This window comes from Streptomyces sp. NBC_00490 (genome assembly GCF_036013645.1).
Taxonomy (GTDB): domain Bacteria; phylum Actinomycetota; class Actinomycetes; order Streptomycetales; family Streptomycetaceae; genus Streptomyces; species Streptomyces canus_F.
On record NZ_CP107869.1, the window covers coordinates 5,256,440 to 5,278,875 of the forward strand.

Below are 22,436 nucleotides of genomic sequence, written 5' to 3' on the forward strand. Positions count from 1 at the left end.
AGCGGGTGACCTCAGCGACTCGACAGCCCGAGACCCCGGCCTCCACGGTCCCGCCGCGCCTGATAGCCACCGACCTCGACGGCACCCTGCTGCGCGACGACAAGTCCGTCTCCCCGCGCACGGTCGCCGCCCTCGCCGCCGCCGAGGAGGCGGGCATCGAGGTCTTCTTCGTCACCGGCCGCCCCGCCCGCTGGATGGACGTCGTCAGCGACCACGTCCACGGGCACGGCCTGGCGATCTGCGGCAACGGCGCCGCGGTGGTCGACCTGCACGGCGGCCCCGGCGCCCACCGGTTCGTCAAGGTGCGGGAGCTGGCGCGGGACAACGCGCTGGACGCCGTAAAGCTGCTGCGGGAGGCGGCGCCGGGCACGGTGTACGCGGTGGAGCAGACGTACGGCTTCCATCAGGAGCCGGACTATCCGAAGCTGCACATGGAGATTCCCGACGAACTCCAGCCGGCCGAGAAGCTGCTCGCGCCGGACGGTCCCGGGGCCGACGAACCGGTCCTCAAGATCCTCGCCTTCCACCCCACGATCGACCCGGACGCCTTCCTCACCCTCGCCCGTCTCGCCATCGGCGAGCGCGCCAACGTCACCCGCTCCAGCCCCAGCGCCCTGCTGGAGATCAGCGGCCCCGGCGTCTCCAAGGCCAGCACGCTCGCCCTGTGCTGCGCCGAACGCGGTATCTCCCACGAGGAGGTCGTCGCGTTCGGGGACATGCCGAACGACGTGGAGATGCTGACCTGGGCAGGTCAGTCGTACGCGATGGGCAACGCCCACCCCGACGTGATCGCCGCGGCCTCCGGACGGACGGTGGCGAACAACGAGGACGGCGTGGCGGTCGTGATCGAGCAGCTGCTGGCGCGGCGCTAACCGAGGGGGACGCCGCGTGCCGCCAGCCACGGCACCGGGTCCACCGCCGACCCCAGCTCGGACGTGACCCGGACCTCGAAGTGCAGGTGGGGCCCGGTGGAGTTGCCGCTGGTCCCCGACTGGCCGATCCACTGCCCCGGCACCACCTGGTCCCCCTGGTCGACGGTGACGGCGGCGAGGTGGGCGTACTGCGTGTAGTAGCCGCCCGCCTGCTCGATCACGATCTCGATGCCGAACGGGCCCCCGCAGGACACCTTCACCACCCGGCCCGCGCCGACCGACCGTACGGGCGTGCCGATCGGCACCGCGAAGTCCTGCCCGGTGTGCCGGTTCGCCCACCGCGAGCCGCCGCTGCCGAAGCCCGCGGACAGTGCGTACGTCTCCACCGGCGCGACCCAGCCGCCCACGACCTGCGTCGGAGGCTGGTCCAGCCGGACGGCACCCCGGCAGGCACCCGCGGCGACCGACGCGTCCGCCTGGCCCTGCAACTGCCCGCGCGCTTCTTCGAGCTTCTGCTCGATGTCCGTCTTCAGAGCGGCGAGTTCCGCCTTCCGCTTCTCCAGCGACTGCCACGCCGCCACGGCCTTCGCCTCGTCCTTCGCGAGCCGCTCCTCGGCACGCCGGCTCTTCTCGATGGAGTTGTTCACGGCCAGATTCGCCTGGGAGAAGACCTGCTGACCGCGCATCAGCTCCTCGGGACTGCCGGCGAGGAGGATCTGCGCGGTGAGCGGAAGGCCGCCGCCGTCGCGGTACTGGGTGCGGGCGATCCGGCCCAGGTCCTCGTGCAGGACGGCGATGTCCCGCCGCTCCCGGTCGAGCAGCGCCTCGAGCCGCTGTGCCTGGGCGCGCTGTACCTCCGCCTCCTGCCGCCCCTTCTCGTACTGCTGTGTCGCCACGGCCGCGTCCTCGTACAGCCGAGCCACCTGGGAACTGATCCCGGGGTCAGTGCCGTCGCGCCTCTTCTCCGCCGCGTCGGTGGGGCGGGCCGCGAGCACGGCGAGCGCGCACAGGACGACCGGGACGAGCAGGGGATGGCGCCAGGGCAGTCGCATGACAGCGATCGTGGCCCGAGCGCGGGACAGCGGCATGTCAGGTCGTACAGCCGGGGGAATCACCACCCCGTTCGGCGCAGTCGTACGACCGAACAGGCGTGCACGAGATGTCGGTTGACGGCTCGTCACGAGGAGGTGGCTTTCGGGTCCGCTCTTCAGTCGAGCGGTGCCTCCCACACCACCGTCGTGCCGCCGCCGTCCTTCCCGATGCCCGGCCCGTGCCGGCTGTCGCCGCCCAGCGACTCGGCGCGCCTCTTGAGGTTCTTCAGGCCGCTGCGCCGACCGCCCTCGGGGATGCCGACGCCGTCGTCCGCGACGCTCAGGCGTACGCCCTTCCGTCCGCCCGGCAGGGGCACGGTCGCGTCGACGACGACGTCGATACGACAGGCCTTGGCGTGCCGGAAGGCGTTGGAGAGGGCCTCACGCAGGGCCGCGATGAGGTTCTTGCCGGTGAGATCGCCGACGAGGGCGTCGACCGGGCCGACGAAGCGGTGGGAGGGCCTGAAGCCGAGCGGCACGGCGGCGGTGTTGATCTCCCGCAGCACGCACGTGCGCAGTCCCGCGGGCTTCTCGGCGGGTCCCTGTTGCAGCGCGAAGATCGCGGTGCGGATCTCCTGGATGGTGACGTCGAGGGCGTCGACGGCCTTGCCGACACCCTCGCGCACATCGGGCACGACCGTCGTGCGCTGCGCGCTCTCCAGCATCATGCCGGTGGCGAACAGCCGCTGGATGACAAGGTCGTGCAGGTCACGGGCGATACGGTCGCGGTCCTCGTAGACCGCGAGCCGTTCCCGGTCGCGCTGCGCGCCGGCCATCATCAGCGCGAGGGCGGCCTGCGAGGCGAACTGGACCGCGAGGGTGCGTTCCGTCTCCGTGAACGGCCGCTCCCCCCGCGCGCGAGGGGTGACGAGAGCGCCCAGGACACGGCCGTCGCTGTGCAGGGGCAGCATCATGGTCGGCCCGTAGTCGCACGCGAGTGTGGAGGTCATACGAGGGTCGGCGGCCGCGTCGTCCATGAACACGGCCTGTCCGTCGAGGAGTTCGGCGACGACCTTGTTCTCCGGCGGGACGACCGTGCCCAGGACGTTCGACGGCTGGTCCGCGGCCACCGCGGCGACCTCCAGGCCGCCCTCGTCGGCGGGCAGCAGCACGATCCCGGCTGTCGCTCCCGACAGCCGTCGGGTCTGCTCCGCGACGACCTGGAGGGCGTCGTCGACATCCCCGCCCGACAGCAGGGCGGTGGTGACGGCGACCGAGCCGTCGATCCACCGCTCACGCTGTTGGGCGGCCTCGTACAGCCGGGCGTTGCCGATGGCGATGCCGGCCTCCGTGGCGAGCACCCGGACCATGTCGAGGTCGTCGTCGTTGAAGGGCCCGTCGTCGCGCTTCTCCGTCAGGTACAGGTTCCCGAAGATCTCGCCCTGGACCCGGATCGGGAGGCCGAGGAAGCCGTGCATCCAGGGGTGGTGCTCGGGAAAGCCGCAGGAGCGCGGATCCCGGGTGAGGTCCGTGAGCCGGACCGGCTCCGGGATGGGGGTGCCCCCGGTCGAACGAAGTTGAGACTGGGGGAGGATGAGCGCGCCGAGCAGCCCCCGATGCCCGTCCGGCAGCCGTCCGATACGCCGGGCGGTCGCCTCGTCCACGCCGTGGAAGACGAAGTCGGCCAGCCCCCGGCCGTCCTCGTCGAGGACGCCGATGGCCGCGTACCGGGCCTCCGTGAGCGCGGCCGCGGTCTCGCAGATCCGTTCCAGCGTGGAGTGCAGCTCGAGGCCGCTGCCGACCGAACGCATCGCCTCCAGCAACTGCGGCACCCGCGCGGCCAGTTCGGCCGGGAGAGTCGGGGGCGGGGGACCGGGAGACGACGCTTCGGACATGAGCCGAGCGTAATTAGTCCCCTTTGATACAGAAAGTCGAGAGTGCCGGGCAACGGCTCACGCGGTGAGCGCCAACACCTCCGACTCCGCCTCCCGCTCCACCATCCCCCGCAGCGGCCCCGCCACGGCGGCCAGTTCCGCAAACGAACCCCGCTGCACCACACGCCCCTCGTCCAGCACGATCACCTCGTCCACTCCCTCCAGCCCGGCGAGCCGGTGGGTGATGAGCAGCGTCGTACGCCCCTCGGTGGCGGCCAGGAGGTCGGCGGTGAGCGCGTCGGCGGTGGGCAGGTCGAGATGTTCGGCGGGCTCGTCGAGCACGAGGACGGGGAAGTCGGCCAGCAGCGCGCGAGCCAGCGCCAGCCGCTGCCGCTGTCCCCCGGACAGCCTCGCCCCGTGCTCGCCGACCAGCGTGTCCAGGCCGTCGGGCAGACCGTCGGCCCACTCCAGCAGCCGGGCCCGCCCCAGGGCGTCACGCAGATCGTCCTCGGTGGCGTCCTTCTTGGCGAGCAGCAGGTTCTCGCGCAGTGAACTGTCGAAGAGGTGCGCGTCCTGGGCACACAGCCCCACGAACCTCCGTACGTCGTCGCCGTCCAGCGCGTGCGCGTCCACACCGCCCAGCGTGTACGAGCCGGTGTCCGCGTCCAGGAACCGCAGCAGCACCTGCGCGAGGGTCGTCTTGCCGGACCCGGACGGCCCTACGACGGCGATCCGGCGGCCTTCCGTGAGCGTCAGGTCCAGATCGGCGAGGGCGTCCCGCTCCTGCCCGGCGTAACGGGCGGACAGACCCCGCACGGCGACCGGGAACGGCGACGCGGGTGCCTCCCGCGGCCGCTCCGGCTCCCGCACCGGCTCCGGGGCGTCCAGCACCTCGTACACGCGCTCCGCGCTCTTGCGGACCCGCTGGCGGTACCGCACGGCGAGCGGCAGCCCGAGGACGGCCTCGAAGGCGGCCAGCGGGGTGAGGACGACGACGGCCATGGTGACGCCGCTCAGCCGTCCGTCGGCGACTCCCTGGGCGCCCACGAGGGCGGTGGCGGCGACGGTCAGGCCGGAGACCAGCGCGGTGAGCCCGTCACCGAGCGCGGTGGCGGTGGCCGCGCGCGAGGCGATCCGGGCGAGCACCCCGTCAGCACGGCGCGCATCGGCGGTACGTGCAGGCAGGGCGCCGGCGACGGCCAGTTCGGCGGTCCCGGTGAGCAGATCGGTCACGCGCGTCGCCAGTACTCCGCGTGCGGGGGCCAGCCGCCGCTCCGCCCGCCGGGCCACCGCACCGGTCACCGACGGCACCCCGACACCGGCCGCCAGCAGCCCGGCGGCGAGCACGGCACCGGCCTCGGGCAGCAGCCAGGCGGTGAAGCCCACGGACACGGCGGAGACCGCGAGAGCCGCACCGGCGGGCAACAGCCAGCGCAGCCAGTAGTCCTGCAAGGCGTCGACATCGGCGACGAGGCGCGACAGCAGATCACCGCGGCGGGTCCGGCGCAGTCCGGCGGGCGCCAGCCGCTCTAGGCGCCGGTACACGGCGACCCGGGTGTCGGCGAGCATCCGCAATACGGCGTCGTGCGACACGAGCCGCTCCGCGTACCGGAAGACGGCCCGCCCGATCCCGAAGGCCCGCGTCGCCGTCACGGCCACCATCAGATACAGCACCGGCGGCTGCTGCGAGGCGCGCGAGATGAGCCACCCGGAGGTGGCCATGAGCCCGACGGCACTGCCGAGAGCCAGGCTCCCGAGAAGCAGGGCGAGCGCGAGGCTCCCGCGCCGGGGGGCGGCCATGGCACGGACACGGGCGAGGACACCTCGGGTGGGTGCGGCCGCTTCCGGATCGCCGGGCACAGCCTCCTCGGAGGACGCCCCATCGGTGTCGAAGGACCGCTCTTCGCTCCCACGAGCCGCAGGCGCCTTCACGGCCTCAGTACGGCCGGGAGCAGCAGCCTCATCCAGCCGCACCACCCGGTCCGCCACGCCCAGAAGCGCCGGCCGATGAACGACGAGCAGCACCGTCCGCCCCACGGCCAGCCGCCGTACCGCCGCCACGACCTCCGCCTCGGTGGCCCCGTCGAGCGCCGCCGTCGGCTCGTCGAGCAGCAGCACGGGCCGGTCCGCGAGGAACGCCCGGGCCAATGCGAGCCGTTGCCGCTGACCGGCGGACAGCCCTGCCCCGTCCTCCCCGAGCACGGTCTCGGCACCCTGCGGCAGCGCGTCGACGAACTCCAGCGCGCCCGCGTCCCCGAGCGCCTGCCGTACGGCGGTGTCGTCCGAGTCGGGGCGTGCCAGCCGTACGTTCTCGGCGATCGTCCCGGCGAACAGATGCGGCCGCTGCGGCACCCACGCGATCTGCGACCGCCACTCCTCCAGATCGGCCTCGGCGAGATCGACTCCCCCGACCAGTGCCCGGCCTTCGGCGGGCGGCACGAACCCCAGCAGCACGTTCAACAGCGTCGACTTGCCCGCGCCGCTCGGCCCGACGAGCGCGACGGTCTCGCCGGACTCGACGGTGAAGGACACGTCGGAGACGACGTCTCCGGACCGGCCGGGATAGCGGACGGTGACCTTGTCGAAGGACAGCGCACCGGCGGACACGGCACGGGTGCCTGACGCCGGTACCGGCGTCTCCAGTACCTCGAAGATCTCCTCGGCGGCGGCCAGTCCCTCCGCCGCCGCGTGGTACTGCGCCCCCACCTGTCGCAGCGGCAGGTAGGCCTCCGGCGCCAGCACCAGGATGACCAGTCCGATGTAGAGGTCCATCTCGCCGTGCACGAGCCGCATGCCGATCGTCACGGCGACCAGCGCCACCGACAGCGTCGAGAGCAGCTCCAGGGCGAAGGAGGAGATGAAGGCGATCCGCAGCGTCCGCATGGTCGCCTGCCGGTACTCGCCGGTGATACGCCGGATCGAGTCGGCCTGCGCCTTGGCCCGTCCGAACACCTTCAGCGTCGGCAGCCCGGCGACGACGTCCAGGAAGTGCCCGGACAGCCGGGACAGCAGCTGCCACTGCCGGTCCATCCGGGACTGTGTGGCCCAGCCGATCAGCACCATGAAGACCGGGATGAGGGGGAGGGTGCCGACGATGATGGCCGCCGAGACCCAGTCCTCGGTGACGATCCGCGCCAGCACCGCCACCGGCACGACCACGGCGAGGCCCAACTGCGGCAGATAGCGCGAGAAGTAGTCGTCGAGGGCGTCGACTCCTCGTGTGGCGAGCGCGACCAGCGATCCTGTCCGCCGTCCGCTCAGCCATCCGGGTCCGAGCGCGGCGGCCCGTTCCAGCAGCCGGCCTCGCAGCTCGGACTTGACCGCCGCACTGGCCCGGTGCGCGGCGAGTTCGGTGAGCCAGGAGACCAGCGCCCGTCCCCCCGCCACCGCCACCAACAGCAGCAGGGGAGTGCGCAGTTCACCGACCGACAGACCGTGCTGGAAGGCGCCGACGACCACCTCGGCGATGAGCATCGCCTGAGCGATGACCAGCGCCGCCCCGACGGCACCCAGACCCACGACCGCCACCATGAAGAGGCGGGTGGCGCGGGCGTATCGCAGCAGACGCGGATCGATCGGTTTCACGTGAAACACACCCTCTTCTCAGCGGGAACGGTGGGGCATGTTTCACGTGAAACATGCCCCGACCCGGGCACCCGGCTCGGACTCAGTGCGCGACGTCCGCCGCGATGTGCTGCGTACCGATCCGCTTGCGGAACACCCAATAGGTCCAGCCCTGGTAGACCATCACGACCGGCGTGGCGATCACCGCGCACCAGGTCATGATCTTCAGGGTGTACGGGCTCGACGAGGCGTTGGTGACCGTGAGGCTCCAGTCCTCGTTGAGCGAGGACGGCATGACGTTCGGGAAGAGCGTCAGGAAGAGCATCGCCACGGCGGCCGCGATGGTGACACCCGAGAACGCGAACGACCAGCCCTCACGCCCGGCCTGGTTGGCCACCAGGGCGGCGACCAACGCGGCCACCGCCACGACCATGGCGACCAGGCTCTTGGCGTCGCCGCTCTCGACCTGCGTCCACAGCAGGAAGACGAGCGCCGACGCGGCGGTCACGAGCCCGACCTGAAGCGCCATCTTCCGCGCCCGCTCCCGGATCTCGCCGACCGTCTTGAGCGCGGTGAACACCGCCCCGTGGAAGGTGAAGAGCGTGAGCGTCACCACCCCGCCGAGGAGCGCGTACGGGTTGAGCAGGTCCCAGACGGTGCCGACGTACTCGAAGTTCTTGTCGATCTTCACGCCGTGCACGATGTTGCCGAAGGCGACGCCCCACAGGAACGCGGGGAGCAGCGAGGTCCAGAAGATCGCGGTCTCCCAGTTGCGCTGCCAGTTCTCCTCGGGACGCTTGACCCGGTACTCGAAGGCGACACCGCGGACGATGAGGCAGACCAGGATGAGCAGCAGGGGCAGGTAGAAGCCCGAGAAGAGCGTGGCGTACCACTCGGGGAAGGCGGCGAAGGTCGCACCGCCCGCCGAGAGCAGCCAGACCTCGTTGCCGTCCCACACGGGGCCGATGGTGTTGATCAGCACCCGCTTCTCGGGCCGGTTCCGGGCCAGCAGCTTGGTGAGGACGCCGACCCCGAAGTCAAAACCCTCCAGGAAGAAGTAGCCGGTCCACAGGACGGCGATGAGCACGAACCAGACGTCGTGAAGTTCCATGACTCGATCCCCCTCGGCCTAGTACGAGAAAGCCATCGGCTTGTCGGCGTCACGGGTGTCGCCGCCGATCTTCGTGGGCGGGTTGAGGTCGGCCTCGGTGAGCTCGGGCGGGCCGGCCTTGATGTACTTCGCGAGCAGCTTGACCTCGACGACGGCGAGGATGGCGTACAGCGAGGTGAAGACGATCATCGAGGTGAGGACCTCGCCCTGGGAGACACCGGGGGAGACCGCGTCACGGGTCCGCAGGACGCCGTAGACGACCCACGGCTGGCGGCCCATCTCGGTGAAGATCCAGCCCCACGAGTTGGCGATCAGCGGGAAGCCCGCGGTGAGAACGGCGATGCGCCAGTACCACGTGGTCAGCTTCGGGCCGAGGGCCTTCTTGCCCCGGGGCAGCAGCACGAGATGCGGCACCTCGTCGTCGGCGACCCTCAGAGTCTGCGGCAGCAGGAACTTCTTGCGGGTCAGCCAGAGTCCGAGCAGGCCGATCGCGAAGGACGTCATGCCGAAGCCGATCATCCAGCGGAAGCCCCAGTAGGCGACGGGGATGTTGGGCCGGTAATCGCCGGGCCCGTACTTCTCCTGCTCGGCCTTGTTGATGTCGTTGATGCCCGGGACGTACGAGGTGAAGTCGTCCTTGGCCAGGAAGGACAGCAGACCCGGGATCTCTATGGCGACCCTGTTGTGGCCCTTGTCGACGTCGCCGACGGCGAAGACCGAGAAGGGGGCCGGCTTCTCGCCGTCCCACAGCGCCTCGGCGGCGGCCATCTTCATCGGCTGCTGCTCGTACATGATCTTGCCGAGGGTGTCGCCGCTGACCGCGGTCAGCATGCCACCGATGACGACGGTGACCAGGCCGAGCCGCAGCGAGGTCTTCATGTCGCTGATGTGCTTCTTGCGCAGCAGATGGAAGGCGGAGATGCCGACCATGAAGGCGCCGCCGGTGAGGAACGCCGCCGAGAGGGTGTGGAAGGCCTGGGCGAGCGCGGTGTTCTGGGTCAGGACCAGCCAGAAGTCGGTGAGCTCGGCCCTGCCCTTGGCCTCGTTGATCCGGTAGCCGACCGGGTGCTGCATCCACGAGTTGGCCGCGAGGATGAAGTACGCCGACAGGATCGTGCCGATCGAGACCATCCAGATGCAGGCCAGGTGGATCTTCTTGGGCAGCTTGTCCCAGCCGAAGATCCACAGACCGATGAAGGTCGACTCGAAGAAGAAGGCGATCAGGGCCTCGAAGGCGAGCGGGGCGCCGAAGACGTCACCGACGAAGCGCGAGTAGTCGGACCAGTTCATGCCGAACTGGAACTCCTGCACGATGCCGGTGACCACACCCATCGCGATGTTGATCAGGAAGAGCTTGCCCCAGAACTTCGTCGCCCTGAGGTACTTCTCCTTCTCCGTGCGCACCCAGGCGGTCTGCAGTCCGGCCGTGAGGGCGGCCAGCGAGATCGTCAGGGGAACGAAGAGGAAGTGGTAGACGGTGGTGATGCCGAACTGCCAGCGCGCCAGTGTCTCCGGCGCCAAAGCCAGGTCCACGTCGTCAGTCTCCTTAGGTCGCCGTGGTACGGCAGTTTGCCCCTTATGTCACACGCATCATTGGAGCAACCGGGACACGCTTGTGAACGCGTTCACATTCACAAGCCCAGTATGCCGTACTGGTTTTCGACGAAAGGCAGGGGGGTCGTGTCTCCTGCGTCACGTGAACGCACACGGCGGCCGCCTCAACATCTCGTTGAAGCAGCCGCCGTGCGGTAGGTCTTCTGCAGCGCTTCAGAGCTCCTTGCGGAACCCTTCCGCCGCCTTCAGGAAGATGTCGTTCGCCTCGGTCTCCCCGACGGTCACCCGCACACCCTCGCCCGGGAACGGCCGGACCACCACACCCTGCCGCTCGCACGCCGCGGCGAAGTCGGCCGTGCGCTCCCCCAGCCGCAGCCACACGAAGTTGGCCTGGGTCTCGGGCACCGTCCAGCCCTGCCCCCGCAAGCCCTCGACCACCCGGTTGCGCTCACACACCAGCGAGCCCACCCGGCCGAGCAGTTCGTCCTCGGCACGCAGCGAGGCGATCGCCGCGTCCTGCGCGAGCTGGCTGACGCCGAAGGGCACCGCGGTCTTGCGCAGCGCCGCCGCCACCGGCTCGTGGGCGATCGCGAAGCCGACCCGGAGACCGGCGAGACCGTACGCCTTGGAGAAGGTCCGCAGGACGCAGACGTTCGGCCGGTCGCGGTACAGCTCGACGCCGTCCGGCACCTCGGTGTCCCGGATGAACTCGCGGTACGCCTCGTCCAGCACCACGAGCACATCGCTCGGCACCCGGTCGAGGAAACGCTCCAGCTCGGCCCGCTTCACCACGGTGCCGGTCGGGTTGTTGGGGTTGCAGACGAAGATCAGCCTCGTCCGGTCGGTGACGGCGTCGGCCATGGCGTCGAGGTCGTGCACATCGCCCGGCGTCAGCGGGACCTTCACCGAGGTCGCTCCGCTGATCTGCGCGATGATCGGGTACGCCTCGAAGGACCGCCAGGCGTAGATCACCTCGTCACCCGGACCCGAGGTCGCCTGGACGAGCTGCTGGGCGACACCGACCGAGCCGGTGCCGGTGGCCAGGTGGGAGAGCGGGACACCGAAGCGCTCCGACAGCTCGTTCATCAGGCCTGTGCAGGCCATGTCCGGGTAGCGGTTGAAGGACGAGGCCGCGGCCGTGACGCTCTCCATCACGCCCGGCAGCGGCGGATAGGGGTTCTCGTTGGAGGACAGCTTGTAGGCGACCGGGCCGCCGGCCGCTGCGGGCTTGCCCGGCTTGTAGGTGGGAATCTCCTCCAGCTCGGCGCGCAGCTTGGGGCTCGTCTCGCTCACCGCAGTCCTCCTTGTGACCACCACCGGCTTCGAATGCTTCTTACCTTATGAGGATTCGGCGCCGCTGCGTACAGGCGGGACGCAAACCCCATCAGCCCCACTGGCATCAGGGGCATCACCGTACGAAGACAGACGAATCACAGGGCGCTCTCACATATATCTATGCGCCGGTGGCTCGCGCCGTGGCGCGCATCACCCGTGCAGGTGAGTTGAGACCTCTTCGAAACATCGGGAACTTGGCAGGCCCATGCGCGTCGACAAGTCACGTAGTGCCATTGGATCGTTCAACTCCCTTTCAATCAAAGGAGATTGACGGGGTATGACCATGCAGAAACGTGCCTGTCAACGCGTGCATATGCGCCCGCCCTACCCCACCGCATGAGCCCTACTATCGGCTCGCCATGACAGCAGCAGGGAAGCACCAGGTGAGCCGCGCGGAAACCTCACGTCGAGGCAGCCGGCCGGGTCGTGCGGGCATCAGAGACGTTGCCGCCGCCGCCGGAGTCTCCATCACGACCGTCTCTGACGCCCTCAACGGCAAAGGGCGGCTCCCGGACGCCACCCGCCGCCATGTCCGCGAGGTCGCCGACCGGCTGGGTTATCGCCCGTCGGCGGCCGCCCGAACCCTCCGTACCGGAAAGTCGGGCCTCATCGGCCTCACCGTGACGACGTACGGGGATGAACCTTTCACCTTCACGGAGTTCGCGTACTTCGCCGAGATGGCCCGGGCCGCCACCTCGGCGGCGCTCGCCCGGGGCTACGCGCTCGTCATCCTCCCCGCGACCTCGCGCCACGACGTGTGGTCGAACGTCGCCCTGGACGGGACGGTCGTCATCGACCCGTCCGACCAGGACCCGGTGGTCAGCGAACTCGTCCGGCAGGGGCTGCCGGTCGTCTCCGACGGCCGCCCGGCCGGCTCGCTGCCGGTCACCGCGTGGGTCGACAACGACCACGAGGCCGCCGTCCTCGGCATCCTCGACCACCTGGCCGACGCCGGCGCCCGCCGCATCGGCCTGCTGACGGGGACGTCGACGGACACCTACACCCATCTGTCCACCACGGCGTATCTGCGCTGGTGCGAGCGGGTCGGCCAGGATCCGGTGTACGAGTCCTACCCGGCGCACGATCCGTGCGCGGGCGCCGTCGCCGCCGACCGGCTGCTCGCCCGCCCGGACCGCCCCGACGCGGTCTACGGGCTGTTCGACCCGAACGGCACCGATCTGCTCGCCGCCGCCCGTCGCTACGGGCTGCGGGTACCGGACGACCTGCTTCTGGTCTGCTGCAGCGAGTCCACCGTGTACGCCAGCACCGAACCGCCCATCACCACGCTCTCGCTGAAGCCGAGGCGTATCGGCACGGCCGTGGTCCAGCTCCTCATCGACGCCATCGAGGGGGTCGAATCGGACCAACCGGTCGAGCAGGTGATACCGACGGAGCTGATCGTGCGTACTTCGTCCCAGCGCCGTCCTCCCCGGACGACCGTCAGTCCGCCCCGGTCGCCCGAGGAGAAGTAGGACGAGGGACGTCAGCAGGCGGCACAGGCCCTGCCCAATCGGGGCGAAAGCCGCGGTGAACAGGAGTCTTGCTCCGATTCACCACCCCTGGGTCATCACATGGCGCGATCCGCATTCCTATGATGGGCCCACGACACCGCGGGCCGCTGCGACCAGGCAGTCCGAAGCGGTGCAGATGCGGCGTGATGGTGGAGGGGTCTGATGACTCAGGGGGCCGGTCAGGGACCCGAGGCGGAGCGGACGGCGACGTTGCGCGACTTCCGGGTGCCCGCGTACGTCCACGAGACCGGCCCGTACGGCCACAGCGCGCACCCCGGTGACGTCGTACCGGCGCACGAGGCGGAGTACCCGGAGGGGTACACGCCCACCGAGCGCAACCTGCCGGTCGTCAACCGGGGTGACACGCTTCAGGTGGCCGTCGACCCCGCGGCGGTCCCGCAGGCCGTCGTCGGGCCGGGCGCGCTGTTCGTCGTCGGTGACGTCCACGGCTATCTCGACGAGCTGGTGGCGGCGCTCCAGGAGAAGGGCCTCGTCGACGCGGCCGGCAACTGGTGCGCGGGCACCGCCCGGCTGTGGTTCCTCGGCGACTTCACCGACCGCGGCCCGGACGGCATCGGCGTCATCGACCTCGTGATGCGCCTGTCCGCCGAGGCCGCCGCGGCCGGCGGCTACTGCAAGGCCCTCATGGGCAACCACGAGCTGCTGCTCCTCGGCGCCAAGCGGTTCGGCGACACCCCCGTCAACTCCGGCGCGGGCACCGCCACCTTCCAGGCGGCCTGGCTGCTCAACGGCGGGCAGAAGACCGACATGGACCGTCTCCAGGACCACCACCTCCAGTGGATGGCCCGCCTCGACGCCATGGAGGAGGTCGACGGGCACCTGCTCGTCCACTCGGACACCACCGCCTACCTCGACTACGGCGACTCGATCGAGGCGGTCAACGACACCGTCCGCGAGACGATCACGCGCAACGACGCGGACGAGGTGTGGGATCTGTTCCGCAAGTTCACCAAGCGCTTCTCCTTCCGCGACGAGGGCGGTGCCGACCATGTGCGGTCCCTGCTCGACACCTACGGCGGCACGCGGATCGTCCACGGGCACAGCCCGATCCCCTACCTGCTGGGCGAGGTCGGCTCGGAGGACGGCGAGGACTCGTCGGGTCCGCTGGTCGAGGGACCGCACGTCTACGCCGAGGGGCTGGCCATCGCGATGGACGGCGGTGTGACCATGGCCGGAAAGCTGCTGGTCCAGCAACTGCCGCTGGATATCTGAACGTTCACGGGGCAGCCGATCCCCCATGACGGACTGAGCAAGAAACGACGCAGGCCAGGGCCCAATTTCTGGAAACCCCCTGTCACCGTGTGCCGTCACCGCTCTACCATCGGCTTATCCGTAGCAGGCTCCCCTCCGTTTCTGCCCGACGGCTCACAGTCATGCGAGCCCCAAGCCCTACGGAGCATCGGGGGATGCACATGAACAGCGTTCCGCAGCACCTGCTGATCGAGGACCGCCAGGAGTACGAGCGGATCCTCGATGAGGCGCTGCGCTCCGCCCCACACCGCCCGGAACTGGCCGCTGTGGGACAGCGGCTCAATCCCGAGCAGCTGCGCACCATGGCGCTCAACGCCACGGCGATCATCACGGCGGCCGCGGCGACCGAATACCAGCACTACGTGAAGGTCCGCGAGGAACTGCGCCAGCCGGCGCCGTCCACCCCGTCGTCCGTCCGTGAAACCGGCTCCGCGGAGCCGGGCTCGGGCGCGGTGGGGCTCGCCGCCACCATGGGAGAGGTCGCCGAGACCGCCGGCGCGGGCGCCGTCGCCGTCGCCGCGGTCCTGACTCCTGTCCTCGCCGGAACCGCCGCGGCGATCTTCCTGCTGGTGGGGTACATCCTGAAAATGCTGGACCCCCAGCCGGCGTTCGCCCAGACGATGCTGACCACCGGTTGGGTGTTCGGCGCGGTGACCGCGGTCGCGATCCTGGTCGCCGCGGTCGGCCTCCTGCTCACCGCCCTGCGCAACCGGCCCTCGCTGGACACGGGGCCGTACGGCGAGCTGAGCGGGGAGGTGGCCCGGGCCAGGGAAGCCTGGCGCGAGGCCCTGCTGGAGCGGGGTGTCCTGCCCTTCCTGCGGGACGCGCTGGCCGACCCCGGCTCGGCGACCGCTCTGCACCGCCCCGCACGGCCCGCGCCGACCAGCCGTATGCCGAACCTCGGCTACGGCCGCCCGGGTTTCAGCAGCCCGGACGACGGCTCCACCAGCCCCCGGCCCAGCTTCACGAGCCCGGACTACACCAGCCCGGACTTCGGCGGCCCGGAGCACCAGCCGGAGTAACCCCCGGCTTGCGCCCCTCCCCGCGGGGAAACCCGCTTCCGGGGGCGCGCAAGCCGGTCGTCCGGCGCCGCACGGACACCGGACGACCTGCGCCTTCCCCACTCCCGACGGGCCTCGGCTCAGTCGGCGAGCGGCAGGTACACCCGGTTCCCCGCCGCCGCGAACTCCTTCGACTTCTGGGCCATGCCCTCCTCGATCTCCTCCTGGTTCCCGCCGTGCCGGCGGCGGATGTCCTGGGAGATCTTCATGGAGGACAGCCTCAGCCCTGAGAGGGACCGGAAGAATCAGATCAAATGATGCCGGCCTGGCCGGCGGCAGCAATCCAGGTCGGGAACTCGGACAGGATCCGGTCGTACAGCTCCTGGTCGGGGACTGTGCTGATGTCGTCCACAGCAAAGAATCCGACGTTGTCGACGCGACGGCCCGGCAGGGTGTCGAAGCGTTCCAACACTCCATAGTCGGACCGTCCCAGCCCCACGAACTGCCAGAAGATCGGTTCCTCAACGGCTTCCCGCAACTCTCGCTCGATCATGGCGTTGCGGTGGATGCCACCGTCGGAGAAGAACAGCACCAGGGTGGGGACAGCAGCAGGGGTTTCCTGGACATACGTGCGGACTTGGGCAATCGCCTTCTGTTCTTCGTTCTGGATACCCACCATCCGCATGTCGACCTGACCGGGTTCCAACCCTCTGCCAGGCTTCTTACTACGCCGGAAGAGGCTGATCTGTCCCACCCGGACGTGCAGTCGCAGCCATTCGGGAAGGTCCCCGAGTCGCAGATCAGGGAGGCGTGCCGCGTTGGAAGCGAACGTCCAGGCTTGCATGTCACCGTCATCGTCCAACTGCGCGGCCACCGCTGCCATGCGCTCCACGACATCGGCGACGACGCCCTTGGAATAGAGGAAAGACATCGATCCGGAGGCGTCCAGGACCAGGATGACGCGCGCGGTAACTCCGACTGCTCCATGCTTTCTCAGACTCACCGCCACCTGTTCCTTACGCAGGGACAGACGCTTGCGCATATCGACGGGCAGTTGTTCTTCGCCCTTGCTGAGGCGCGGGCCAGCAGATGCCTGGGCCGGGACAGGCGATGGCGAAACAGGTGCCGCCGGGAGCACGGACGCATCCGAGGACGCATCCTCAACGGTGATGCCGAAGTCGGTGGCCAGCCCAGCGAGCCCCGAGGCATAACCCTGACCGACTGCGCGGAACTTCCACTGCCCCGCCCGTAGGTACAGCTCACCGCCGATGAACGCGGTCTCCGTCTCGGCCTCCATGGGAAACCGTGCGATCTCAGTCCCGCTCACCGCGTCCAGGAGCCTCAAGGTCAGCCCAGGCACCTGCCCGAACGTTCCATCATCGGCCGAAGCGCACAGCACAACTCGCTCGACGGCGGGGTCAAGCAAGCGCAGATTGACCTCGACTGTGTCGGTGAGGACGCCATCAGCGCTCTGCTTTCCCAGGTGGGTCACAGCGTTCGACGCATGTTGCGGCTGGTTGTAGAAGACGAAGTCACCATCGTCGCGAACGCGTCCGGCACCAGTGAGCAGCAAGGCCGACCCGTCGACATCGGGCGCGTCAGGCTTTTCGTGCCAAACGAACTCGACGCGCACCGCACGATAATCGACAGGAAGGTTGGCGCCCTTGCCCAATGTTCTCGTCATGGGGGCAGTCTGCCCGCCGAAAGAGCAGGAGGGCAGACTTGCCGAGATCCCAGGGGAAGCGATGCCCCGAAGCGCCGAGGCATCGCACCCCGGTTCTCACTCCGCGAGTGGCAGGTACACCCTGTTCCCGCTGGCCGCGAACTCCTTCGACTTCTGCATCATGCCTTCGGCGACCTCCTCAGCCGTCGCCCCCGCAGCCGCCGTACCGCCGAACTGCTTTGTGATGCTTTGGCTAATCTTCATCGAGCAGAACTTGGGCCCGCACATGGAGCAGAAGTGGGCCGTCTTGGCCGGCTCGGCCGGGAGAGTCTCGTCGTGGAACTCACGGGCCGTGTCGGGGTCGAGGGCGAGGTTGAACTGGTCCTCCCAGCGGAACTCGAAGCGCGCGTCCGACAGCGCGTCGTCCCACTCCTGTGCGCCAGGATGTCCCTTGGCGAGGTCCGCCGCATGGGCCGCGATCTTGTAGGTGATGACGCCTGTCTTCACGTCGTCACGGTTGGGCAGACCCAAGTGCTCCTTGGGCGTGACGTAGCAGAGCATCGCCGTGCCCCACCACGCGATCATCGCGGCACCGATGCCCGAGGTGATGTGGTCGTACCCCGGGGCGATGTCCGTGGTCAGCGGGCCGAGCGTATAGAACGGCGCCTCCTCGCAGATCTCCTGCTGAAGGTCGATGTTCTCCTTGATCTTGTGCATCGGGACGTGCCCCGGGCCCTCGATCATGGTCTGTACATTGAATCGCTTCGCGATCGTGTTGAGTTCCCCGAGCGTCCTCAACTCCGCGAACTGCGCCTCGTCGTTGGCGTCCGCGATCGAACCCGGCCGCAGGCCGTCGCCGAGCGAGTACGTGACGTCGTACGCGGCGAGGATCTCGCAGAGTTCCTCGAAGTTCTCGTAGAGGAACGACTCCTTGTGGTGCGCGAGGCACCAGGCCGCCATGATCGAGCCGCCGCGCGAGACGATGCCCGTCTTGCGGTTGGCCGTCAGCGGTACGTACGGCAGCCGGACGCCCGCGTGAACCGTCATGTAGTCCACACCCTGCTCGGCCTGCTCGATGACCGTGTCCTTGTAGATCTCCCAGGTCAGTTCCTCGGCCTTGCCGTCCACCTTCTCCAGTGCCTGGTAGAGCGGCACCGTGCCGATGGGGACGGGGGAGTTGCGCAGCACCCACTCACGGGTGGTGTGGATGTTGCGGCCGGTGGACAGATCCATGACCGTGTCGGCGCCCCAGCGGGTCGCCCAGGTCATCTTCTCGACCTCCTCCTCGATGGAGGAGGTCACCGCGGAGTTGCCGATATTGGCGTTGACCTTCACCAGGAACCGCTTGCCGATGATCATCGGCTCGATCTCGGGGTGGTTGACGTTGGCCGGGAGGACCGCGCGGCCGGCCGCGATCTCCTCCCGGACGACCTCGGGGGCCACGTTCTCCCGCAGGGCCACGTACTCCATCTCCGGTGTGATCTCACCGCGGCGCGCGTACGCGAGCTGCGTGACCGCTCCGCCGTCGCGGCTACGGCGCGGCAGGCGGGGCCGCCCGGGGAAGACCGCGTCGAGGTTGCGGAGGTTGCCGCCCCGCGGCGAGGTGTGCTTGATGCCGTCGTCCTCGGGACGGGCGGGACGGCCCGCGTACTCCTCGGTGTCGCCGCGGGCGATGATCCAGTTCTCCCGGAGCGGAGCCAGACCCCGCCGGACATCGGTGTCGACCAGGGGATCGGTGTACGGACCCGATGTGTCGTACAGCGTGACCGACTGCCCGTTGGTGAGGTGCACCTGACGGACCGGCACCTGCAGATCGGGGCGCGAGCCCTCGACATACGCCTTGTGCCAGCCGATGGACTTCCCGACCTCCGCGGACTGTTCGCCCTGAAGGGGCTGTTCGTCCTGGCTGAAGGCAGGCGTGCGCGCGTCCTTGATGGTCATGAGACCTACTCCCTACGCCGGCATTACCCGGTAACAGGTTCGGCGGTCGACGCAGCGGCTTCCGTCTGCCGACGTTTCGTGTGGAACGTCACTCGCTGGTGACGATGTTCCACGTGAAACATCGCTGGGACGGAGGTCAGCGCCCTCTCAGCCCGGTGCTCCGAGCTCCCGCGTGTACAAAGGTGCCCCCACGCTAGCGTCAATTCGGGCGCGGTGAACAGAGGGCCCCTGTCGTTCTTGCGATGATCGGTCGGTGACCACGACACATCAGTCCCCGTTCCCACCGCCCGAGCCTCCTCGCAGGCCCGGTTCCGGAAACGGGCCCGGCAACAGACCCGGGCCCGCGGACGGGCAGGGCGACGGGTACGGTCCGGGCGCGGGCCCCGGCGACTGGCCCGAGCAGGGCAACGGCACAGGTGACTGGTTCGGACAGGAGCCCGGATCGGGCGGCCGGGCCGAGCAGGGGGCCGGTTCCGGCGGCCACGGGCACGACGCCGGTGGCGAGCACGGACACGGTCATGGGCACGGCCCCGGTTCCGGTGGCGGGGGCACCGGCGGCGGTGGTGGCGGACACGGTCACAGCCACAGCCACGGCCCGGCGGCCCCCGTCTCCAAGCACCTGCGCAAGGTCATCGCAGCGATCCTCATCCCCTTCGGCGTCGCCGTGATCGTCGGCCTCGTCGTGCTGTGGCCCGGGGGTGCGCCGGGTCATGAGCGCACCGGTGTCGGCTTCGACCGGCAGACCCAGCAGGCCACGGTCACCAAGGTCGTGAGCGTGAGCTGCAAGTCGGTCAACGCCTCGGGCGAGACCCCGACCGGCGACACCTCCACCGCCGAGGGCTCCTCCGCCCAGCAGCAGGCCGACGGCGACTGCAAGAAGGCGACGATCCGCGTCGACACCGGGGACGACAAGGGCCGTACGTTCACCGAGATCGTGCAGCCGGACCAGTCACGGCAGTTGGACCAGGGCGAGAAGGTCGTGGTCGCCTACGAGCCCTCCGCCCCCAAGGACCTGCAGTACTCGGTCACCGACGTGAACCGCCGGCTTCCCATGGCGCTGCTCGCCGGCATCTTCGCCCTCGCCGTCGTGGTCGTCGGGCGGTTGCGGGGCGTCATGGCGCTGGTCGCGCTGGCCATCAGCTTCATGATCCTGAACTTCTTCATCCTGCCCGCGATCCTGCAAGGCTCGAACCCGCTGGTCGTGGCCGTGGTCGGGGCGAGCGCCATCATGCTGATCGCCCTGTATCTGTGCCATGGACTGTCGGCGAGAACATCCGTCGCGGTGCTCGGCACACTGATCTCGCTGCTGCTGATCGGCGTGCTCGGCTCGCTGTTCATCGACTGGGCCGCGCTCACCGGCAACACGGACGACAACACCGGCCTGATCCACGGCCTGTACCCGTCGATCGACATGAGCGGTCTGCTGCTCGCCGGTGTCATCATCGGTTCGCTCGGTGTCCTCGACGATGTGACGGTCACCCAGACGTCGGCGGTCTGGGAGCTGCACGAGGCCAATCCGTCGATGGGCTGGCGCGATCTGTACCGCGCGGGCATCCGCATCGGCCGCGACCACATCGCGTCCGTCGTCAACACGCTCGTCCTCGCCTACGCGGGCGCCGCGCTGCCGCTGCTGCTGCTCTTCTCCATCGCGCAGAGCAGCGTGGGGACGGTCGCCAACAGCGAGCTCGTCGCCGAGGAGATCGTACGCACGCTGGTGGGATCGATCGGCCTGGTCGCGTCCGTGCCGGTGACGACCGCCCTCGCGGCCCTGGTGGTGGCGGCCGACCGGCCTCAACTCCCTGACTCCGGGACGGCGCCGGTGGGCGGGCGGCCGGCTCCGGCGGGAGCCCAGTCGATGTCGGCGGGCACCCAGCCGACCGCGGCACGAGGCGGGCGCGGGCGGCGGCGCAAGCGCTGACGCCGGCGCCCGTGCCGCCGTGAGAAGGGCTGTACGGCGGCGTACAGCCGCTGCGGCCTGCCCCGGGCCCCGCCGGAGGAGAAGCGTTCCTGCGCGAGCCCCACGCCCGCGCTGAAGCGTTACGCCCCCCTCATGGCCGTAACGCCTCAGCCCGCGCTCTGTTCCTCCGCCAGGATCCGGTCCAGGGCCTCCTCGAGGTGGGCGTCGAAATCGGCGAGCGCCCCCTCCTGGCCCAGCGGCACCAGCTTGTCGGTGCGGTCGAGGAAGGCGATGAGCGGCGCCGCCGAGGAGCGGAACAGCGCCTGGTCGACGCCGACCTGAAGGCGGATCAGGACCTCACCCAGCGTGTCCTCCTCGGCGGGCGCGATGCGCACATCCCCGTCCCCGCACGGCCGCCCCACGCCGTCGATCAGCAGCTCACGCCCGAAAGCCCAGGTCACCGGCGCGTCACCGGGCAGATGGAAGGTGAGCCGCACGGCGTAGGGATCGCAGGTCTCGTAGCGCAGCTCCACCGGGATGCGGAAGGCGAGCTCCTCGGACACGAGAAAGCTCATCATGACCTCTGCCTGTACCGACTCACCCATCGTCTACCCCGTCATCTGCCGTCGACTGGCCGGGAATGATCCCTTTGACTGTGGTGGAAGTTTGCTTAACGTACACGAGAGATCACAAGGAGTGAGTTTTCAGATACTGATAGAGATCGCCAGTGACCCCAGAAGGCGTCCGATCTCGCTCTGCAACTGACGGGTGGCGGCCGCCAGTCGGTCGGCCTGGTGGGCGGGCAGTGAGATGGCCATCGTCGCGGCGGTGGTGCCCATGGTGATCGGGATCGCCGCGCAGACCGTCCCCAGCGCGTACTCCTGCCGTTCGAAGACCGGTTCCATCCGTCGTGCCCGGTCCAGACGCCGTAGCAGCGTGTGGTTGTCCCGCACGGTGTACGGGGTGATGGCCTGCACGGGGTAGCGGTCCAGGTGGTCTCGGCGGGCGTCCTCGCCGAGCTGGGAGAGCAGGCACTGGCCGATCGCGTGCGCGTGCGCCGTCTCGCGGAAGCCGGCCCATTCCTCGACCGCCGGGTTGCCCGGGGTCTCGGAGACGCACATGACCTCGATCTCACCGTCCCGGTAGATCGCGTAGTACACGGGTACACCGATGGCGTCACGCCAGTGGGCCAGTGTCTCGGCGATCGTGCTGCGACGTTTCTCCTGTGCTCCGCTGCTGCTCAGCCGTTCGGCCGCCTCGCCGAGGAAGAACAGACCCTTGTCCCGGCGCAGGTAACCCTCGTGGACCAGGGTGCGCAGCAGGTGGTAGGCCGTGGGCAGGGCGAGGCCGGTCTCGCGGGCCAGTTGTTTGGCGGGGGCGCCGTGTTCGTGCTCGGCGACGGATTCCAGCAGGCGCATCGCGCGCTGCACGGAGCCGATGAGGGTCGTGGAGTGCGGTGACTCCGGGGAGTCGGCGGAGACCGCTCTCGGTGCCGGGTTCGATGCCGGTGCCGGGGGTGCCCCCGGGCGCGACCGGCTGGTGGCTGCGGGCTGCTCCGGCGGCCGGAGCCGGGGCTCCGGCGAAGGGACCACCGCCCGGACCGGTGCGGGGGCTGCGAGGCGTTCCGCGGGTGCGGTGTCAACCGTGGCCAAGGGTCACTCCCGAAGCGCGAGGGGGCCGCCCGTGCGGGGGGACACGGGAGGGGGTGTGCGCCGCTCGCGGGGGATCGTCCCCGCGTCGAATTCCGGACTTTAACCGTCCGCCACCGCTCGCACTCGACCTGGACCGAAACTTCCCCCACCCGAGGGAA

Annotated in this window: 15 protein-coding genes and 1 pseudogene; 5 read left to right on the forward strand and 11 right to left on the reverse strand. The window is 69.6% G+C overall.

The features are described 5' to 3' along the window. The first annotated feature begins 5 nt into the window (after positions 1-5). Positions 6-872 (forward strand): Cof-type HAD-IIB family hydrolase, encoded by an 867-nt coding sequence (locus OG381_RS23815; protein WP_327718089.1) that lies wholly within the window; start codon positions 6-8, stop codon positions 870-872. Here the strand turns inward: OG381_RS23815 and OG381_RS23820 are convergent. The 6 genes from OG381_RS23820 to hisC all read right to left on the reverse strand — a co-directional run bounded on the left by OG381_RS23820 (position 869) and on the right by hisC (position 11,299). Further along, on the reverse strand, positions 869-1,924 hold the full coding sequence (locus OG381_RS23820; RefSeq protein ID WP_327718090.1) for a murein hydrolase activator EnvC family protein: 1,056 nt from the start codon (positions 1,922-1,924) through the stop codon (positions 869-871). The two genes, OG381_RS23815 and OG381_RS23820, sit on opposite strands and share 4 nt — an antisense overlap. Positions 1,925-2,079: 155 nt before the next feature. After that, positions 2,080-3,798 carry a sensor histidine kinase gene (locus OG381_RS23825; RefSeq protein WP_327718091.1) on the reverse strand — a complete coding sequence of 573 codons (1,719 nt, stop codon included), beginning with the start codon at positions 3,796-3,798 and terminating at the stop codon, positions 2,080-2,082. A gap of 57 nt (positions 3,799-3,855) precedes the next feature. Then, on the reverse strand, positions 3,856-7,362 hold the full coding sequence (gene cydD / locus OG381_RS23830; RefSeq protein ID WP_327718092.1) for a thiol reductant ABC exporter subunit CydD: 3,507 nt from the start codon (positions 7,360-7,362) through the stop codon (positions 3,856-3,858). Between the two features lie 82 nt (positions 7,363-7,444). Next, positions 7,445-8,452, reverse strand: coding sequence for a cytochrome d ubiquinol oxidase subunit II (cydB, locus tag OG381_RS23835; RefSeq protein ID WP_327718093.1), 1,008 nt, complete (start codon positions 8,450-8,452; stop codon positions 7,445-7,447). A gap of 18 nt (positions 8,453-8,470) precedes the next feature. Further along, complete coding sequence (locus tag OG381_RS23840) at positions 8,471-9,985, reverse strand: cytochrome ubiquinol oxidase subunit I (protein WP_327718094.1); 1,515 nt, start codon at positions 9,983-9,985, stop codon at positions 8,471-8,473. Between the two features lie 234 nt (positions 9,986-10,219). Further along, positions 10,220-11,299: a histidinol-phosphate transaminase gene (gene hisC, locus OG381_RS23845; RefSeq protein WP_327718095.1), complete on the reverse strand. Its 1,080-nt coding sequence runs from the start codon at positions 11,297-11,299 to the stop codon at positions 10,220-10,222. Between the two features lie 401 nt (positions 11,300-11,700). Between hisC and OG381_RS23850 the strand changes: the two genes are divergently transcribed. The 3 genes from OG381_RS23850 to OG381_RS23860 all read left to right on the forward strand — a co-directional run bounded on the left by OG381_RS23850 (position 11,701) and on the right by OG381_RS23860 (position 15,146). Beyond that, positions 11,701-12,813 (forward strand): LacI family DNA-binding transcriptional regulator, encoded by a 1,113-nt coding sequence (locus tag OG381_RS23850; RefSeq protein ID WP_266824842.1) that lies wholly within the window; start codon positions 11,701-11,703, stop codon positions 12,811-12,813. Between the two features lie 201 nt (positions 12,814-13,014). Continuing rightward, positions 13,015-14,085 carry a metallophosphoesterase gene (locus OG381_RS23855; protein ID WP_307028567.1) on the forward strand — a complete coding sequence of 357 codons (1,071 nt, stop codon included), beginning with the start codon at positions 13,015-13,017 and terminating at the stop codon, positions 14,083-14,085. A 194-nt stretch (positions 14,086-14,279) separates the two neighbouring features. Then, complete coding sequence (locus OG381_RS23860) at positions 14,280-15,146, forward strand: hypothetical protein (protein WP_327718097.1); 867 nt, start codon at positions 14,280-14,282, stop codon at positions 15,144-15,146. 119 nt (positions 15,147-15,265) lie between these two features. Here the strand turns inward: OG381_RS23860 and OG381_RS23865 are convergent. From OG381_RS23865 to thiC, 3 genes and pseudogenes are all read right to left on the reverse strand, one after another. Then, positions 15,266-15,403: pseudogene (locus tag OG381_RS23865) on the reverse strand (thiamine biosynthesis protein ThiC); the annotation flags it as partial. Between the two features lie 32 nt (positions 15,404-15,435). Further along, complete coding sequence (locus OG381_RS23870) at positions 15,436-16,809, reverse strand: VWA domain-containing protein (RefSeq protein ID WP_327718098.1); 1,374 nt, start codon at positions 16,807-16,809, stop codon at positions 15,436-15,438. 96 nt (positions 16,810-16,905) lie between these two features. Then, on the reverse strand, positions 16,906-18,729 hold the full coding sequence (thiC, locus tag OG381_RS23875; protein ID WP_327718099.1) for a phosphomethylpyrimidine synthase ThiC: 1,824 nt from the start codon (positions 18,727-18,729) through the stop codon (positions 16,906-16,908). A gap of 253 nt (positions 18,730-18,982) precedes the next feature. Here thiC and OG381_RS23880 point away from each other — a divergent pair, with 253 nt between their 5' ends. Then, a complete protein-coding gene (locus tag OG381_RS23880; protein ID WP_327718100.1) occupies positions 18,983-20,647 on the forward strand; it encodes a YibE/F family protein in 1,665 nt (554 codons plus the stop codon). Between the two features lie 146 nt (positions 20,648-20,793). Here the strand turns inward: OG381_RS23880 and OG381_RS23885 are convergent, their stop codons facing one another. Continuing rightward, complete coding sequence (locus tag OG381_RS23885) at positions 20,794-21,231, reverse strand: SsgA family sporulation/cell division regulator (protein ID WP_327718101.1); 438 nt, start codon at positions 21,229-21,231, stop codon at positions 20,794-20,796. Positions 21,232-21,330: 99 nt separating this feature from the next. After that, positions 21,331-22,278: an IclR family transcriptional regulator gene (locus OG381_RS23890; protein WP_443061929.1), complete on the reverse strand. Its 948-nt coding sequence runs from the start codon at positions 22,276-22,278 to the stop codon at positions 21,331-21,333. Positions 22,279-22,436 lie beyond the last annotated feature (158 nt).

Coding starts and splice junctions, on each gene's coding strand:
- OG381_RS23850 (WP_266824842.1), top strand. CDS start 11,701: ATGACAGCAGCAGGGAAGCACCAGGTGAGCCGCGCGGAAACCTCACGT.
- thiC (WP_327718099.1), bottom strand. CDS start 18,729: ATGACCATCAAGGACGCGCGCACGCCTGCCTTCAGCCAGGACGAACAG.
- OG381_RS23825 (WP_327718091.1), bottom strand. CDS start 3,798: ATGTCCGAAGCGTCGTCTCCCGGTCCCCCGCCCCCGACTCTCCCGGCC.
- OG381_RS23820 (WP_327718090.1), bottom strand. CDS start 1,924: ATGCGACTGCCCTGGCGCCATCCCCTGCTCGTCCCGGTCGTCCTGTGC.
- OG381_RS23860 (WP_327718097.1), top strand. CDS start 14,280: ATGCACATGAACAGCGTTCCGCAGCACCTGCTGATCGAGGACCGCCAG.
- cydB (WP_327718093.1), bottom strand. CDS start 8,452: ATGGAACTTCACGACGTCTGGTTCGTGCTCATCGCCGTCCTGTGGACC.
- OG381_RS23855 (WP_307028567.1), top strand. CDS start 13,015: ATGACTCAGGGGGCCGGTCAGGGACCCGAGGCGGAGCGGACGGCGACG.
- OG381_RS23885 (WP_327718101.1), bottom strand. CDS start 21,231: ATGGGTGAGTCGGTACAGGCAGAGGTCATGATGAGCTTTCTCGTGTCC.
- OG381_RS23870 (WP_327718098.1), bottom strand. CDS start 16,809: ATGACGAGAACATTGGGCAAGGGCGCCAACCTTCCTGTCGATTATCGT.